14 protein-coding genes and 2 pseudogenes are annotated in these 17,554 nt (G+C 35.9%); 3 read left to right on the top strand and 13 right to left on the bottom strand.

Translation table 11 applies throughout. The features are described from left to right. Window positions 1-519: 519 nt before the first annotated feature. Genes MHB48_RS02350 through MHB48_RS02340 form a run of 3 tightly spaced genes read right to left on the bottom strand, consistent with a single transcriptional unit; the run spans window position 520 to window position 4,228 of the window. Window positions 520-1,632: a Ger(x)C family spore germination protein gene (locus MHB48_RS02350; protein WP_342599966.1), complete on the bottom strand. Its 1,113-nt coding sequence runs from the start codon at window positions 1,630-1,632 to the stop codon at window positions 520-522. Then, complete coding sequence (locus MHB48_RS02345; RefSeq protein WP_342599965.1) at window positions 1,629-2,708, bottom strand: GerAB/ArcD/ProY family transporter; 1,080 nt, start codon at window positions 2,706-2,708, stop codon at window positions 1,629-1,631. The genes MHB48_RS02350 and MHB48_RS02345 overlap by 4 nt, the downstream gene beginning before the upstream one ends. 23 nt (window positions 2,709-2,731) lie before the next feature. Next, window positions 2,732-4,228, bottom strand: a complete 1,497-nt coding sequence (locus MHB48_RS02340; protein WP_342599964.1) for a spore germination protein — start codon at window positions 4,226-4,228, stop codon at window positions 2,732-2,734. Window positions 4,229-4,383: 155 nt separating this feature from the next. Here MHB48_RS02340 and MHB48_RS02335 point away from each other — a divergent pair, with 155 nt between their 5' ends. After that, the gene (locus MHB48_RS02335) at window positions 4,384-5,199 is read left to right on the top strand and encodes an EcsC family protein (protein ID WP_342599963.1); all 816 of its coding nucleotides are present in this window, start codon (window positions 4,384-4,386) and stop codon (window positions 5,197-5,199) included. A gap of 18 nt (window positions 5,200-5,217) precedes the next feature. On the opposite strand, the gene MHB48_RS02330 is transcribed toward MHB48_RS02335, so the two are convergent. The 3 genes from MHB48_RS02330 to MHB48_RS02320 form a co-directional block, all read right to left on the bottom strand. Continuing rightward, window positions 5,218-5,829 carry an RIO1 family regulatory kinase/ATPase gene (locus tag MHB48_RS02330; protein WP_342599962.1) on the bottom strand — a complete coding sequence of 204 codons (612 nt, stop codon included), beginning with the start codon at window positions 5,827-5,829 and terminating at the stop codon, window positions 5,218-5,220. Window positions 5,830-5,992: 163 nt separating this feature from the next. Continuing rightward, window positions 5,993-6,412 (bottom strand): pyridoxamine 5'-phosphate oxidase family protein, encoded by a 420-nt coding sequence (locus MHB48_RS02325; RefSeq protein ID WP_342599961.1) that lies wholly within the window; start codon window positions 6,410-6,412, stop codon window positions 5,993-5,995. A gap of 80 nt (window positions 6,413-6,492) precedes the next feature. Further along, a complete protein-coding gene (locus MHB48_RS02320) occupies window positions 6,493-7,365 on the bottom strand; it encodes a patatin-like phospholipase family protein (protein WP_342599960.1) in 873 nt (290 codons plus the stop codon). Between the two features lie 241 nt (window positions 7,366-7,606). On the opposite strand from MHB48_RS02320, the gene MHB48_RS02315 reads away from it, so the two are divergent. After that, complete coding sequence (locus MHB48_RS02315) at window positions 7,607-8,881, top strand: Nramp family divalent metal transporter (protein WP_342599959.1); 1,275 nt, start codon at window positions 7,607-7,609, stop codon at window positions 8,879-8,881. A gap of 122 nt (window positions 8,882-9,003) precedes the next feature. Here MHB48_RS02315 and MHB48_RS02310 read toward each other — a convergent pair. From MHB48_RS02310 to MHB48_RS02295, 4 genes and pseudogenes are all read right to left on the bottom strand, one after another. Then, window positions 9,004-9,180: pseudogene (locus MHB48_RS02310) on the bottom strand (IS5/IS1182 family transposase); the annotation flags it as partial. Between the two features lie 288 nt (window positions 9,181-9,468). Continuing rightward, window positions 9,469-9,662 (bottom strand): annotated as a pseudogene (locus MHB48_RS02305) (IS5/IS1182 family transposase); the annotation flags it as partial. 420 nt (window positions 9,663-10,082) lie between these two features. Next, complete coding sequence (locus tag MHB48_RS02300) at window positions 10,083-10,262, bottom strand: hypothetical protein (protein ID WP_340917415.1); 180 nt, start codon at window positions 10,260-10,262, stop codon at window positions 10,083-10,085. Between the two features lie 77 nt (window positions 10,263-10,339). Further along, complete coding sequence (locus tag MHB48_RS02295; RefSeq protein WP_342599958.1) at window positions 10,340-11,437, bottom strand: aminotransferase class I/II-fold pyridoxal phosphate-dependent enzyme; 1,098 nt, start codon at window positions 11,435-11,437, stop codon at window positions 10,340-10,342. 156 nt (window positions 11,438-11,593) lie between these two features. Between MHB48_RS02295 and MHB48_RS02290 the strand changes: the two genes are divergently transcribed. Beyond that, window positions 11,594-12,475: an SDR family oxidoreductase gene (locus MHB48_RS02290; RefSeq protein WP_342599957.1), complete on the top strand. Its 882-nt coding sequence runs from the start codon at window positions 11,594-11,596 to the stop codon at window positions 12,473-12,475. 151 nt (window positions 12,476-12,626) lie between these two features. On the opposite strand, the gene MHB48_RS02285 is transcribed toward MHB48_RS02290, so the two are convergent. The 3 genes from MHB48_RS02285 to MHB48_RS02275 all read right to left on the bottom strand — a co-directional run bounded on the left by MHB48_RS02285 (window position 12,627) and on the right by MHB48_RS02275 (window position 17,202). Then, entirely contained in the window at window positions 12,627-14,024 is a 1,398-nt protein-coding gene (locus MHB48_RS02285; RefSeq protein ID WP_342599956.1) for a SpoVR family protein, read from the bottom strand. A gap of 19 nt (window positions 14,025-14,043) precedes the next feature. Then, window positions 14,044-15,198: a sporulation protein YhbH gene (gene yhbH / locus MHB48_RS02280; RefSeq protein WP_342599955.1), complete on the bottom strand. Its 1,155-nt coding sequence runs from the start codon at window positions 15,196-15,198 to the stop codon at window positions 14,044-14,046. A 108-nt stretch (window positions 15,199-15,306) separates the two neighbouring features. After that, window positions 15,307-17,202, bottom strand: a complete 1,896-nt coding sequence (locus tag MHB48_RS02275) for a PrkA family serine protein kinase (protein ID WP_342599954.1) — start codon at window positions 17,200-17,202, stop codon at window positions 15,307-15,309. Between the last annotated feature and the right edge of the window lie 352 nt (window positions 17,203-17,554).

The following is a 17,554-nucleotide window of genomic DNA, read 5'->3' as shown; positions in this document are numbered from 1 at the left end:
TAACGGAACAATAATTATACAAATCCTCCCCCACTTTGATTATTTCTAGTGGGGTTTTAATTTTCAGGTTATTTTGCAGTCTACACTGAAGTATTTTAAATAGATGCCTCTGTTAAATTGAGGCACTGAAAAAGTGTCATTCTAATAAATTATCTATCAAATAGCCCCTAAGAGAATTTAGCGCTTTGGCATTCGCTTTCCCGCAGGAGTCTCATGCGTCCCGCTAAATTCTCTTAAATTAAATACAGCAAATAGTTCCAACAAAAATACTATTTTCTAGTTTTTCAGTGCCCTCGTTAAATTAAGCTGTTGTTTTTTAGAAGCATATATTTTGTGTTGAAAATTCGCGAGACTCCTGCGGAAAAACAGGCTGCCAAGACACCAGAGCGAGCTTGCGAGAAAAGCGAGCGGATTTTAGCCGATAACAACACCATCGTTTAACAGAGCCAAAAAGGTAAGTAAGCAGAACCTTTTAATAAAGTAGCTGTAAAGGCTCCAGCTACCTTGTGTTTTCTAAACTCACCTTAACGTACCTGTACTAACAATTGACGTTTCAACGTGAATGTCCCATTGTAATTTACTTATTGTTTCTCTCGTCATAGTTTTATCCCAATCTCCATGGTAGTGCATGCGAAATTTTTCGGTTAAACCTATTGGATCAACCTTTAGTTCTTTTAAACTCTCCAAAAATTTACTGATGTCTTTTTCAATTTCTTTGTTTACATCTTCTTCAAGTTTTAATATTTCCTCAGGTGTGCTCAGACGACCTTCTCTTTCCCCTTTATACTCCACAAGTGTACCTTCAATTTTCAAAGAAACAGTTAATTTTGGTGAATCCACACTTTTATTACCTTTCATCCTCACCTTACTGTTAATTAAATCGAGCATCATTTTTTCTTCTTTATTATTATCATTCAATTTTATATATAATGGAGCAAGTTTTTTACGCCCTTGTAATGCTTGAATGATGAGAGCATCATCTTTCGATAAACTTCGTAGCATTTTTTCTCCTTTAAATAAAGCAATTCCATTTATCTCTATTTTACCTTCTTTTTTTTCTAGTAAAGGGACAATCGAGTCAAATACTGGATTTGTTTGTGTATATACAAAATCATGGATATTGGTGTTCGGATTAAATGCAGTATTAATACTTGGTTGTAATAAATCATTTAAATAAAAGTTAATATTAGGCTTATCAGGATATTCCTCTTTTAATATTTCTTCACCACTCTCTTTAACTACTGCAATTAGCACCTTATTACCAACTTCTGCATTTCTAAATAAATGCTTTATTATTTCTCTAGCTTTTCCATGCCTTGCAAACTCTTCATTGAGAAGGACAACCCGTAATTGGTTCAATACTACCTTTTTATCAGAAAGTGCTTCTATATCGACAATTCCTTGTGAAACTAATTCTGTGGTCACGGAGAAAATTTGGGTATGTTCTTTCGCTACAGGCGAATATTGAGGAATCGCCACTGTTAACTTCAACGAGTTTTCATCAATATAGTCAATTGCCATAACCCCAACCATCCCTACATCTTCCAAAGGAATTTTCTTTACTTTTGCTGAACAACCTGTTAAAAATGCCATAGCAAGAATAATAGCAAGTATTATAAATTTTACATTCATTGTTGCACCTGCTTTTTTCTAAGTATATGGACAACACTTAAAAATATCGGCCAGACTAAAAGTAAATAACCAACATAATGACTTCCCTCAAATAATTTCTTCTGAGATTCATGAGAAATAGGCATTACCACAACAGCAAAAATCACGATAGTTATTAAATATACATGGTATTTCTTTTTTTTCGATCGAAGGGAATCTAGACCTTTCTTAGCACTCCATAAATATCCAGCTGCCGTAGATAAAATTAAAAATATCCACAATGTGATACCAATAATATCAATTCTCTCAATAAAGGAAAATTCGCCTGCCTTAAACAAATGCAAAACAGAAAATTCGATATTTTCCAACTGCCATTCTGAGTAGTATAGAACACTCACTATAGTTGTTATAAAGCAAAGAATAATACTTATCCAAATTCCAACAAGAGCATGTTTATATGCTTTCTTTTGATTCACAATATACGGGAAATAAAACATGATAACCTCATATCCCAGTATAGATAAATATCCTTTTCTCAAAGCTTCAAAAAATTCATGTCCATTGTAATTAAATAAAGGAAATAAATGACTCATTTCACCTTTCTCAATTGCCCAACGTAAAAAGTACAACATTGGTATAGTGATGAAAAATGCCATGATACAAAACCTTGCAACGGATTTTATTCCACCATTTACAATGTAGGTAAGTAACAGCAAAAAAAATAGTACGGGGATCGTCATAGTCTGTTCAGGAAGCGCTGTAGTTTGTATAAGATTCATATAACTACTAATAATTGCTGCTAAAAAAAGAGTAAATTGAAGAACTATAAATAAATTGATACTTTTACCTATCCACTTCCCTAACAATATTTCATTTATTCTAAACAAATTTTCATTTTTATACTTTGAGTTAATCCAAATCATTGGCCAAATCGACAGACTTGCAATGACACCAAACAATAATGGGAAAAGTGCTTGACTATACCCTAGAGAACTCAGTCTCTGAGGGAGTGAGAGGACTCCAGTACCAAACATCGTACTTTGTACCAAAAAAACAACATGATATCTATTCAAAAGTTTCCGCTTGTTTGTACTCACTCCAACACCTCCCCCAAAACATTCTACTTTTTCTGTGACCTTGAGATTCCCATTTTCTCTTTTAGATAAGCCATTGGAAACCTAACAATACTATCCATTAAATCTGACGCTTTTCGTGGAATAACCGGTGTCATAAAAGGAGTTCCTAAAGAATTTAATCTTAATAAGTGAGTAATTAGCCAAGCAAAAGCTAGCATTTGTCCAAACAACCCAAATAACCCTGCAGATAGAATAAAAATATATCGAACAAATCTACTCGTATTACTCATTAAAAATATAGGAGGCAAAAAAGAAAGTAACGAGGAGGTTGCAACTAAGACAATTAAAATATTACTAATGAGACCCGCCTCAACTGCTGCCGTACCAATTACAATACCTCCTACGATACCAATGGTTTGCCCTACTTTTGTAGGCATTCGAGACCCAGCTTCCCTTAAGACTTCTATAATTAGTTCAATAAACAACACTTCAAAAAGCGGTGGAAAAGGTACTTTACTTCTTGACTCCTGCAAATTCAATAGAAGTTCATAAGGAAGAATTTCCGGATGAAATGTTAAAGCTGATATGTACATAGGTGTTATCATGATTGTCAAGAAAAATCCAAAAAAACGGAGCATTCGAAGTAAAGATGCGGTAGTCCATCTATTATAATAATCCTCTATGGAAATGAACATTTCCAAAAAAGAGGTCGGACAAACAAGGGCATCTTGACTATTATCCATAAAAACAACCATTCTTCCATCGAGGAGATAATACGCTACAGTGTCCGGTCTTACCGTCATATAGTATTGTGGAAAAGGAGATAAAGGGTTATCTTCGATTAACTGCTTTAATACGGAAATATCGAAGTATGCCGGATAATCAATATGATCAATTCGATTCCTTAGTCTTTCTAAATTTTCTTGATTGACAATATTATCTATATATAATATCGAAATCTTCGTGTTCGTTTCTTTTCCTATAGTACGTTCTTCATTTTTCAACATTGGATTTTGGATACGTCTTTTTACTAAAGATATATTTGTTTCTAGCGATTCCGTAAAAGCATCTTGTGGACCAATAACTGTCGACTCTGTTTCAGTATTCGTTATGGAACGAGTAGGTGCACTGTATGTATCAATGCTTAATAATAAATTCGACTGGTGGAAGTACAGAAGTGTTTGACCGGAAATGAGCTTTGATGTAATTCCATTGACATCTGTCGTTTTTATAACTTCAGCTACTTGGTGAATTTGATTCAAATGATTTGCTAAGGGAATAAATATCATTAATTGCATAGTTATTTTATCTACAAGTGAACTGGAATAAATGACTGTTACAACACTTTCACTTGTAGGTATTTTTTTGAAAATAACATCATTCATTTTACTTGTATGGTTTTTTAAGTCTTTAATAAATTGCTCTGCTTTTGTACTATTCCCTACTTCCGATTGTGCTTTTTTTTGGTACTTCACACCAATTGTGGAACGAACGAATTTTAGGTTTTTCACAAGTACCACATGCCTTCCCTTTTTATTCATTTAGTTTGTCCATTTAAAAAAATAGTATTCAAATGAACCATCGCAAAGGTGCAACTGGTATCATAGCCGCAAAGAAGCACTTCTAAACTTCATCATAACAATTGAACTTTATTCATCGAATTTCGTTGAATTAATAAGCAAAGAAAGAGGCGATTATGCAAGTGACAGATTCGAAGCAATGGTTAACAGAAGAGTTAAAAAAAGTCGAGGTTTGGGAAAAAGACCAAAGTGATTTATGGTTTTGGGAAAAGCTTGGGCGTTTACCATTTAAATTCATTGATAAATGGACACCTACATTTATCCAAAATAAAATCGGAACACTATTGGATGAGCTTGGACAATACATTCAATCAGGAGGTAGCTATTTAAGTTCCTCTTCCAAAATCCCTTCTTATTATCCTAAATTAGAGGTTCAAACATTAGAAGATGTGAAACAACTCCCTATTTCCAAAATGGACAATGCTGTAGAAGGTCTTACAAAAAACAGAAAAAAAATTGCTACATTTCAAGGTGCTAGTACTGGAATTGGTGGTATTTTTACATTTTCAATTGATATTCCACTTCTCTTAGGATTACAGTTAAAAACCTTACAGGACATCGCTATTTGCTACGGCTATGATCCTCATGATAAAAAAGAGCGTCTATTTATCGTCAAATGCCTACAATTCATTTCTGCTGACATTGTTGGAAAGCGAACGATTCTTACCCAATTATCTATGTTTGATATTCAGGACGAAGCTGCTAAACGAGAGGTGGTATCTGAAATCCAAGGATGGCGCGAAGTTGTTTTCTCCTACCGCGATCAGTTTGGTTGGAAAAAGCTTTTTCAAATGATACCAATTGCCGGACTGGTCTTTGGTGCCATTGTTAATCGTTCCGCTGTAAATGATATTGCAGAAGCAGGGATGATGCTTTATCGAAAGAGAAGGATTGTTGAAAGACTCGGCAACAGCGCTGACCCTATCATTTAAAGTTTTCCAATTAATTCCTTATCCTCTATAAGTGGGGATAAGGCTTTTTTTGTATAAGAAGGCCAAAATATTTAAAGAGAAGACAGGAATTTTCTGTGGAAAGAAACGTTTTTGGTAAAGCTGATGGTAAGATTTTTTTAAATGAGTCCATTGCATACAGTCATTGGTTTGTCTAAATCGTGCAACATCAATTATTCTTATCTCTTCATTAGATGTAATAATAATATTTTTCAAATGAATATCAGAAGGATTTAATCCCCGTTCTGAAGCCAATGATAATGCAGAATCAATTTCATCGATGTGAACGGATGTTATTAGCTTTCCATTAGTCAAACACTCAAAAAGTGTTTGACCATCAATGTAGTCCATCACAATATAATTCGAGCCAAGCTCATAAACGGAAGGATAATAATGAATCGTTTGAAGTGCATCATAAATTTCACCTTCTGTTTTTGCAAGGTGCTCAAAATTAGAGAAAAATACTTTCATAGCTTTATTAGTTTTCTTTAATTTAAAAACAAAAGCACTTCTTCCCGCCCCAATAAGATTTAAAGATTCATCGTAGCTAATGAGGCGATTTTTTTTATTAATGATTACTGTTCTTGCAAGTTTTTGATATGTGTCCACCATTTAACCTCCAATCAAGTATATGAAATACAATGACATGTTAGGAACTATTCTTTATTCCTAACGCTTCTAATATAGAAAAGACCTTACCAAATTAATTGGCAAGGTCACACAAACATCTTTTGTTTCCATCAAAGTAGAGAGATTCGATGACAAAATCATTAGCCTACAATTCAACGATCTGTGGTTCAAGACCCTTTGTATTCATGACACGAATATGTGTAGGCGTTATTTTTAATATGATGAGAGTAGGATCTTCTGGTCCATCGAACCACCCTTTTAAAGCTTTATTCCATACTTTTTCCTTCATCGTCTCATCATCTGAAACTGTTACAGTTCCTTCAATTTCTAAAAAAGCGTCTCCAAATCCTTTTCCGTCGTAACCTAATAAAATATGGGTATTTGGATTTTTTTTAACTTCTTCGACTTTATGTGTGTTATTACTAGTAGCTGTATATAGAGTGAAGTCATCATTAAAAAAAGTCATATAACGGGAGTGCGGTTTATTTTGCTGAATCGTTGCCATCGTGCCAACCATATTATTGTTTAAAATTTTTAGTGCTTGCTCTTTCGCAGTTTTCGTCATGAATAATCGTCTCCTTTATTAACGCTCTCCCTTCTAGTATTCCTTTGCTAAGAGGAATTAAACATATGCGATTCACTTAATTACCACGTTTTTAAAAATTGAGTAGCACTCTTTCGGCCTTTTAATAACAGATCGGCTTTCATCTCATCACTCAGATCAAACTGAGTAGCACTGTATTCATCGACAGGAATAAAGATTACATTCTTTTCAATTTTGCGTGAAATATATCTATCATCATGTGCATTTTTCATTGTAGAAAAGAGCGCTTCAAATAAATTTAGGCCATTTTTTATTTTACGCGGTTCTATTTCTTCTGAACTACCGCTCAACTTAAGGCCAACTACAGGGCGCTCTTTTTGTCCGTTATCAAAAATCCACATTGGAAAATTACTTAACACACCACCATCTACAACGATCGTATCCCCTGAACTTACCTTTAATCTCACTGGTTCAAAGAAGAAGGGAATGCCACAGCTCATGCGTAACGCTCGACTAACAAGAAACTTATCTGGAGATAATCCATACTTGACTAAATCATCCGGAAGAACCAACATTTTTCCGTTCGTTAAATCCGAAGCCACAAGCTTCAAAGTTCCCGGTGCTATATCCGAAAATGTATAAACCCCTTTTTTTGCAAGCTTTTCCAGAAACCAGTTTTCTAATGCCTTCCCTTGATATAAACCTAGACCCCAATACAGATTTAACCACTTCATAAAAGGAACCGGAATGACTGTCTTACGAGGATCTAAGAGGGCTTGAAAGTTTTGATTGACCATCAATTCTTCTATTTCCTTGCTTGTAAATCCAGCTGCTATAAAACACGCAAGAATCGCCCCCGCACTTGTTCCTGCCACACGTTTAAAACGATAGCCCTTTTCTTCTAGCACTTGATAAGCACCTACTAATCCAATCCCTTTCATTCCACCACCTGAAAACACCCCATCTATTAACATACATGACCTTCTCCCTTTTTCATGTCGTTATATTAATGTAGGAAAAAGGGTTGGTAATTAGAACAAAATTCGACATTTAAATTCATATTAATCTATATATTTAAAAATTTTGATTGCAATAATAAATCTGTCTAGTTATAATAAGTTAAATTCATTATTCGTACACACGTACGAATATCGTACAAAATTAAATGTAAGGGGTTTCATCTTTTATTTAAGATGCAATATAGGGGGATAATTTATGACAATGGAGATTAATCAACAACTACTTCCACCAAAAACATTTGGTGAAAAACTTAGAAATATTGGTCCGGGAATTGTTGTTGCAGCCACTGGGGCAGGGACAGCGGATTTAATAACGTCACTCGTAATAGGTACACAATTCGGGATGACATTTGTTTGGGCAATCATTGTAGGATCTGTTTTAAAATATTTTTTAAATGAAGGAGTTGGAAGATGGTACTTAGCTACTGGACAAACTATATTAGAGGGCTGGCATCAACTAGGTAAATGGGCTACGGGCTATTTCGGCGTATATTCGATTATTTGGGGATTCGTATATGGGGCTGCCGCAGCCTCCACATCAGGGATGGCCATGCATGCTATGTTCCCTATCATGCCAATTTGGGCATGGGCAGTTGTCCATTCACTTGTTGGATTTATATTAATCTGGGTAGGACGCTATCTCTTTTTTGAAAAAGTAATGGCTGTCCTGATCGCAATTATGTTCGTTACAATTATTGGTACTGCAGCTTTATTCCTACCGAGTATCGGTGAATTCAGCTATGGATTAGTTCCACGAATTCCTCAAGGGTCCTTTATTCTAATGCTCGGACTTGTTGGGGGCGTAGGGGGAACTATTACAATGGCATCTTATGGTTATTGGTTAACTGAAAAAGGTTGGAAAGGAAAACAATGGATTGCTGCAATGCGTACGGATGCAAAAATTGCTTACCTTCTGACTGGACTCTTTACTTTAGCTGGACTAATTATTGGTGCACAGTTCTTAATGGGTACTGGTGTCAGTATTCGAGATGATGAAGGTTTAGTTAAGTTAGCGCACATGCTTGGAGAAGAGTTCGGTACTCCAATGAAATGGATGTTCCTAGTGGCTTTTTGGTCTGCTGCTTTTTCTTCACTTCTAGGCGTTTGGAATGGAGTTCCTTATCTGTTTGCTGACTTCGTTAAAACAGTACGTAAAAAGAAACTACCAGGAAAACAAGAAGTATCTGTAAAAGATCCTGCGTATCGCTTTTACTTATGCTGGCTTACATTCCCACCAATGATTTTGTTTTACTTTGGTAAACCAGTTGAACTTATTATCCTGTATGGTGCTTTAGGGGCATTATTTATGCCATTTTTAGCTGCGTCTTTACTTTTGCTATTAAACTCTAAAAAGGTAGAAGTAGAAGCGAGAAACAAATTGGTTCCTAATGCTGTGTTAGTAAGTTGTCTCATTATGTTTGGTTACCTTGGAGTACAAGAACTAGTTAAAGTTTTTGATAAATTCCTTTAAAATTAGGCTCTGTTAATTTAGGCCACTGAAAAACTTACGTTTTTAAAACAGTAAATTCTTATTAAACAAAAATCCGACACTTCTTGTTCCAATTTCGAACAGGAAGTGCCGGATTTCTTTGTCTATTTCTCCTCTTTTTCGTTCAGCAATTTCAAAATCCGTTTCAGATTAACGGCGAACATCGTTGTGGCACCTCGTATTTCAATGCCAAATAAACCCGCAGAGGATGCTGTATTGTATCCGTGAGAATTCTTCCATTCACTATTTTCCGCTTCGATTTTATAGCGCTTTCTTTGTTTGAATCAATTTCATATTTCCAATTTACATGAATAAAACATAAAGAAATATATATATTTTTACACGGAATAAAGTATAGTTGATTTCCGCTATAGGCGGACGCTTTCCGCGGGGTGAGCGATAAGCCATCACCGCCGCTCAGCGGCGTTTATGATGTCTTATCTGTCTCACTCATCCCGCTGGAGTCGCCGCCTGTCGCTTCAATCAACAAAGTGATAAATGTTCGTATTTTAATGACAAAGTATTATATATGAAATTAACTCGATTGTATAAATAAAATTGTCTTTTCATGAATAGGCTGTATCGGCAATATCCGTTTCCACTTCCATGCCCGTTTCCTTACTTTTTTAAATTACTTCTTGTAGATATTGCCTGTCCTTTTTTCGCCTGTTGTCACCACTGCTGCTGTAATAATACGTTCAACGATCATCGAAATATGTGTATTAAAGCCTAAGAAAGAAGAATCCTCTATCTTATGCCCCACCGGTCATCTGCATTATCTTTTGGCACGATTAAATCGTACAGTGCCATGTAAGGGCTTAAGTGAAGGAATACTTGATTCGAAATCACTAGGCACATCACCTAAATTAGTTCCTTCTATTATAAAGGAAACACGCTTCTTTTTTAGTTTAAAGCCTATTCATTTTATGGTGATGGGAGTGGAAGGCGGCGACTCCAGCGGGAAAAGCGCGTCCAGGTGAGACCCCGCAGGAGCTTGCGACGAGGAGGCTCACGGACCGCCCGCGGAAAGCGTCCGCCTGCAACGGAATCACCTTGATGTTATTTTTCATCAAAAAACGAGCGGATTTTCGTCCATATCGTTTAACATAATAAAAATTAAAGTGCCCGTATGCGAACAATTAGTCATTGGTCGCATACGGGCACTTTTACATTCAAAATACTATTAGATATTTAATCTTGAGGGGCTGTCTTTCTTTGAGGGTTTACCTTTATTTTCATTATCGTTATTTTTCTTCGCATTTTGATTTTGACCTATTACATCCAAATCATCTGGACTAAGATCGTGTCCGAAACCATATTCTTCTCGGTCTAATGACTTCCTCACATTTTTATCTTTTGGCATGAACATTCACCTCCATGAAAAGTAATTTGTGCAAATGGTTAGGTTTTATTCATAGTTGACATGTTTTTTGAAAAGAATTAGTAACCAGAACTCTTCATTTTCTCATCAAGCAACTGGAAGACATGTTTCACTTTTTCTTCGAGTAGTTTGGCATACTGATCTCCAATACTTACTTCGTAAGAACACGTATCCTTCGTTACTTCCCGTAAGTATCCTGTTAAACCAATACTTGTTTCCTTATATATCTCTACTAGCAAAGATTCCATTCGCTCTTTCGGTGCATGAAAATGAACATGAAACATATTTGAAACGGGTTCAATCGGTATTGTTGAAACCGCATGACAAGAGTTGAAGAATTTAGCCAGCTCTTTCGCATCTTCGTAGTACTTCTCCATTTTTGAAGATCTTTCATCAAAATAATAATTTGCGCTAACAATATATGGATATAGGCTAATTAAATCTCCACCGTACCGTCTTTTCCATACTTTCGACTTCTCTGTAAACTCTTTATCACCTGCAAGAATTGCTCCAGCAATTCCACCGATTCCTTTGTAAAAGGAAATATATACGCTATCAAAAAGTCTACAAATTTCCGCAGCTGTTTTTTGATAATATGGAAGAACCTCCAGAAGTCGTGCTCCATCTAAATGCAACTTAATGCCTCTTTGACGGCAATAGTTAGAAATGGATTCCAGCGTTTCAAAATCTGCTAACTGTCCACCTATCTCGCGTTGAGGTAATTCAAGTAGTATGGATGCAACTTCCTCTTTCATACTCAACACATCATCCAATTCTATTAATCTGCTTTTATCTGCTAGCAAAATAGACTCGATGTGATGTAATTCCTTTAAGCCATCTTCCTCATGGATCTCTAAATGGCATAATGGATGATAAGCAACTTTTTTCAAGCCTTTTTCATCACACCATATACGTAGCGCGATTTGCTGTGCCATTGTACCACTTGGGAAAAATACAGCTGTTTCTTTTCCTAAATACGTAGCCATTTTCGCTTGAAATTCTTCGATAATCTGTCCACTGCCATATACGTCGCTTTCTTGTTGTCCATCAACTTCTTGCAAAGCTTCTTTTAGAATTTGGACGTTTCTCTTTCCATGGCCTGCTAGTTGATCGTTGGTTTGTTTAAATGCTTCTAGTAAAAAATTAGTTTCACTCATTTCATCTATCTCCTACCATTTTTCGAATACTTACAATAAGTTTAATGGTAAATCATTATATCTTGGAAAGGTAATAAGATCTAAAATCCCTTTTCATAGTTTGTTTTCGTCCAGGAAGGGAAGAATAGGATGAGTGACTATTAAAGGAGGATTTCCATGATGCCAGATAAATATAAGAAAATCCATAATGAGGTTTCAGGACAAACCCAAAACCAACAACCGGGTATCGAAGAAGAAATGTCACCTACTCCTATTTTTGATGACAAAGACTATAAAGGTTCTGGTAAGCTAAAGGAAAAAGTGGCGATTGTTACAGGTGGTGACAGTGGAATTGGTCGAGCTGTTTCTATTGCTTTTGCAAAAGAGGGTGCGAATGTCGCTATTGTTTATTTGGATCCAAACGAACAGGAAGACGCTGAGAAAACAGTGGTACTCATAGAAGAATTCGGAGTGAAGGCAATCAAAATTGAAACTGATTTGAGCGATGATGAAAACTGTCGAAGTGCTGTGGATCAAGTAATTCAAAATTTTGGCCATATAAATATAGTAGTCAACAATGCCGGAAAACAATTTCCTCAGAAAGACTTTTTGCAGATCACTCCTGATCAATTACAAGAAACTTTTTCAACGAATATTTATTCTATGTTTTATTTAACACAGGCAGCTCTTCCTCATATGTCAAAAGGTGATACGATAGTAAATACCTCTTCTGTTACTGCATATAAAGGAGCTCCGGAGCTCATTGATTATTCAGCTACAAAAGGAGCAATTACCTCCTTCACAAGGTCCCTTGCACTAAATTTAGTTGAGAAGGGAATTCGTGTAAATGCTGTTGCACCGGGGCCGATATGGACTCCGCTAATTCCTGCAACTTTCGATAAAGATAAAGTGAAGAAACACGGTGATGACACCCCAATAGGTAGACGTGGGCAACCCGCTGAAAATGCAGCCGCTTATGTGTTTTTAGCTTCCTCCGATTCAAGCTACATGACCGGACAAACCATCCATGTCGATGGTGGGGACTTTGTCGGTTCTTAAATACGGGTAAAGCAAGTCAACTTGAAAAAGAAGCTTTTCGCTTATGGAAAGAGCTTCTTTTTCTGGTCGTCTTTTCGAAGGTGTGTTTGAAGCGTTCGGACTGCAAATATATCATTCCTTCATTTTCATCCAACTATACGTTCCATTTTACTCAAATGAAACTGCGTGAGGCTTTTTTTCCATCATAGGAATAGAGGGTTAGTTTATTCTCTACATATGTTTCCAAATGCACAGTACGCCCCCAAAGTTGATAAATATAAGGGAGCACATTTTCTAAATAGCGAGAATCCAGTTCCGTTCCCTCATACCCATGTTTTAAATATAGTTCTCCGTTACGCGAGTAATCTCCATCTTCCACTACAATATATGGAAAACTTCCATTGACTCGCATGGAAACGAGTTGGTCTCTTACATGCTCGTAATCTTTATCTGTTATTTGATAGTTTCCGTTCTTTTTTTCAAACAAATACAGGTCTTCTTTCTTCATCAAGTCTTTTGTTAAATAGTTTCGAATAAAGGAAATATCCGATTCAATTTCTCTTACTTCGAACATTTTTTCTCGGCCAGAGTTAGGCTTTATCCCTATTCTTTTCATTTCTTCATTAGGATGGTCATACCTCTTTTCGATGTCTTCAAAAATTTTCAACCCTAAATAATATGGATTTATAGTCGTTCGAGATGGCTGAACAACATTTGCATTTAATTTCGCAAATTCTATCGTTTCATCAGATGTTAAATCCATTTCCCTTAAGATTCGTTGATGCCAATAGGAGGCCCAACCCTCATTCATTATTTTCGTTTCTAGTTGTGGCCAAAAGTAAAGCATCTCCTCTCGCAACATTGTTAAGATATCACGTTGCCATTCTTCTAATTCACGACTATACTCTTGGATAAACAACAATAAATCTTTTTCGGGATTTGGAGGAAATTTTTTTCTTTTTAGAACAGTTGACTTCTTATCATTTGTTGGTTGATCAATGTTCCATAGATCATCATAGGCTGTTTTACGTACTGCCTCTACTTCTTCCTCCTCCAAATTATAGTCTGGCAGTTTTGGCCTAATAATGGAGGGATCTATATGCTCTTGAATAGCTAAGACAGCGTCTAAAAAGCTTTCTATCTCTTCTTTACCATGAAGCATTTCATAAACCGCAATTCGTTCAGCTGTTGCCGTCATACTTTCAACCATGTCTCTTCTCGTATTGGAAAAACGAACATTATTTTTAAAAAAATCACAGTGAGCAAGTACATGAGCAATAATGAGTTTATTTTGAATAAGACTATTGGTATCCAGTAAAAACGCATAACAAGGATTTGAGTTAATGACAAGCTCGTATATTTGACTTAGTCCAAAGTCATATTGCATCTTCATCTTGTGAAATTGCTTTCCAAAACTCCAATGAGTAAAGCGTGTTGGCATTCCATACGCGCCAAATGTATAAATAATATCAGCAGGGCAAATTTCATAACGCATAGGGAAATAATCAAGTCCAAAACCTGATGCAATCTCCGTAATCTCTGCTATTGCATGATGAAGCTTCTTATCCATCACCTTACCCCCTTCCAACTCAAACTGTAGCTTTAAAAAGGCTTTTCAATGCTTCATATACGTCACGATTTCCCTTCAATACATAATGACGAAATTTCGGATTATCCAATTTTTTATATGTGTTCATTAGAGTAGAATATCGACTATGTGCATTCACTTCTCCGTATCCAAACATACTAGAAACTTCCATTAGTTCATTAACAAGCTTTAAACATTTCTCATTATCACTTGTCATATTTTCTCCGTCTGAAAAGTGAACAGGATAAATATTGAAGCGGGTTGGATTGTACTTTTGAGCTATAAGCTCTAATGCTTTTTGATATGCAGAGGAACAAATAGTTCCACCACTTTCTCCTTTCGAAAAGAATGCTTCTTCTGTCACGACTTTTGCCTCTGTGTGATGAGCAATAAATTCAATTTCGACCGTTTCATATTTGGAGCGTAAAAATCTTGTCATCCAGAAAAAGAAACTTCTTGCGCAATACTTTTCAAATGCCCCCATGGATCCACTTGTATCCATCATTGCCAGCACAACTGCCTTAGATTCGGGTTTTGTCACTTCATCCCATGTTTTGAAACGCAAATCATCATTATTCAGAGGGGAAATTTCCGCTTTTCCTTTCATTGCATTTCGTTTGATAGCTGTAATAATTGTCCGCTTTTTATCGATATTCCCCATAAGCCCTTTTTTACGTATATCATTAAATTCCACTTTATCGATTGTAATGTCTGCTTGTTCTTTTTGCTGTAAATTTGGTAATTCCATCTCTTTGAATAAAACATTTTCTAGTTCAGCAATAGTGACTTCTGCTTCATAATAATCTTGCCCAGCTTTATCTCCAGCTTGCTTCCCTTGACCTGATCCACTTTCTCCGTCTTCTGAACCACGAGCAATGACATCCCCTACTTGACTATCGCCATCCCCTTGACCTACATGTTTTGTTTTATCATAATTGTAACGAATTTTATATTCATCTAGAGAGCGAATGGGTATTTTAATCACATCTCGTCCATTCGACATAATAATACTTTCTTCACTTATTAATTCTGGTAAGTTATCCCTAATAGCTTCTTTTACTTTATCCACATGACGTTCCTGATCTTGATACCCTTTTCGATGCAAGGACCAATTTTCCTGTGAGATGACAAATTGTTTTTCTTCTTTTTCGCTCACTCTCATCAACACCTACCTATTTTTTATCTTATGCCAGGTATACAAAGTTATTGCCAATGTATATAAAAAAACAAGACTAATGAAAAATAATCAGTCTTGTTTTTTTCCTTATCGATTGAGCAGGCTACCTACGTAACGTAATAATTCGTTTGCTGAAGTGGAGTTATATCCATGTTCATCTATTAATCTAGCCACTACTTCATTAACCTTTTTAAGATGCGCTTCATCCGGTGTTTTGGAAGAAGTAGTAATTTTGACAACATCTTTTAAATCTGCGAAGAGTTTCTTTTGAATCGCTTCACGTAAACGTTCATGGGAGTTATATTCAAATCGAATTCCTTTTCTAGCATAGGCTGAGAGACGAATTAGAATTTCTTCTCTAAACGCTTTCTTCGCATTTTCAGATATACCAATTTGTTCTTCAATCGAACGCATCAGTTTTTCATCTGGATTCATTTCTTCACCGGTAAGTGGATCTCTCATTTTGTTTTTATTACAATATGCCTCCACATTATCTAAGTAGTTATTCATTAACGATATAGCAGACTCTTCATAAGAATACACAAAAGCTTTTTGAACTTCTTTCTTCGCAATTTCATCGTATTCTTTTCGAGCAATAGCAATATAATTCATGTATTTATCTCGGTCTTCTTGGGATATGGATGCGTGCTGGTCAAGCCCATCTTTTAAAGCACGTAAAACATCCAGTGCATTGATTGATGGCACTTCTTTGCGAATGATAGCGGAAGAAATTCTATTAATCACATACCGAGGATCTATTCCTTTCATCCCTTCGTTAAGGGATTCTTTTTTCAATTCTTCCACGTCAATTTCATTAAATCCTTCTACGCTTTCTCCGTCATATAGGCGCATTTTCTTCACAATATCAATTCCTTGTTTTTTAGGAACTTCTAGTCTTGTTAAAATGGAAAAGATTGCAGCAGCTCTTAATGCATGCGGTGCAATATGAACATGTGTCATATCACTTTCCTTAATCATTTTTTCATATATACGTTCTTCCTGACTTACTTTTAAGTTATAAGGAATTGGCATTACGATAATTCTCGAGTGTAGTGCTTCATTCTTTTTATTGGAAATAAACGAACGGTACTCCGTTTCGTTCGTATGCGCTACGATCAGTTCATCGGCACTGATTAAAGCAAATCTACCTGCTTTAAAATTTCCTTCTTGCGTCAAGGATAATAAATGCCAAAGAAACTTCTCATCTAATTTGAGCATCTCTTGAAATTCCATCATCCCACGATTTGCTTTATTTAATTCACCATCGAAACGGTAAGCACGAGGGTCTGACTCTGAACCAAATTCTGCAATTGTTGAAAAATCAATACTACCCGTTAGATCAGCGATATCTTGCGATTTAGGGTCAGAAGGTGTAAATGTACCGATTCCTACTCGTTTGTCTTCTGAGAAAAAAATCCTCTCTATTACTACATGTTCTATGCGATCATCATACTCTTTTTCAAGCCGCATCGTGTTTAGTGGTGACAAACTACCTTCTATACGAATTCCATACTCTTCTGTAAAATCCTCACGCAAATGATGTGGAATCAAGTGCAGAGGATCCTCATGCATTGGACAACCTTTTATTGCGTAAACTGCTCCTTCATCTGTCCTTGAATACTGTTCAAGACCACGTTTTAACAGTGTCACAATGGATGATTTCCCTCCACTAACCGGCCCCATTAACAAAAGAATTCGTTTACGAACATCTAATCTTTTGGCAGCGGGATGAAAATATTCTTCCACTAGTCGTTCAATCGCCGTTTCCAGTCCAAATATTTCTTTTCCGAAGAAACGGTACATCTTAAGCCCATCTCTTTCCGTTAACCCCGAGCTTTTAATCATATTATATACACGTGAGTGTGCCGTTTGCGCAACTTCTGGTCTATCCTTCACAATAGCTAAATACTCCTCGAACGAGCCTTCCCACTTAAGTTTATTCTCTTCTTCACGGTAGCTTTTGACCTTGTTTAAAATATCCATCTTTTCCCTCCATCTAGGGGCTTTCTTTTATACATAGTATGAAAAGAGTGAATTTATGATACCAATTACTTTTGTGAATCATGTACAAACATTTATTATTTTTTTCAAATTTACTCTTGAATGGTTAGTACATCTTAAGAAAGTCGAACATGAAAAAAAACAAAAGATCAGAACGATTCTTTCAATAGGTTTGGCGGATTGGAACTGGTGAAAACGAATAACAATTTAGAAGAAAATTAGAACATGTAAAAAAAATTAATATGAATTAAGGTGCTTTAGTAGACATTTTTTACATATTTTCTATAAATAGTAAACTCCACACTTTAATACATTTGAAACGTTTGTAATCAAA

The organism is Psychrobacillus sp. FSL H8-0483, from assembly GCF_038637725.1.
Lineage (GTDB): Bacteria > Bacillota > Bacilli > Bacillales_A > Planococcaceae > Psychrobacillus.
The sequence above is the reverse complement of the archived record's forward strand: the minus strand, read 5'-3'. Positions and strand labels throughout refer to the sequence as shown.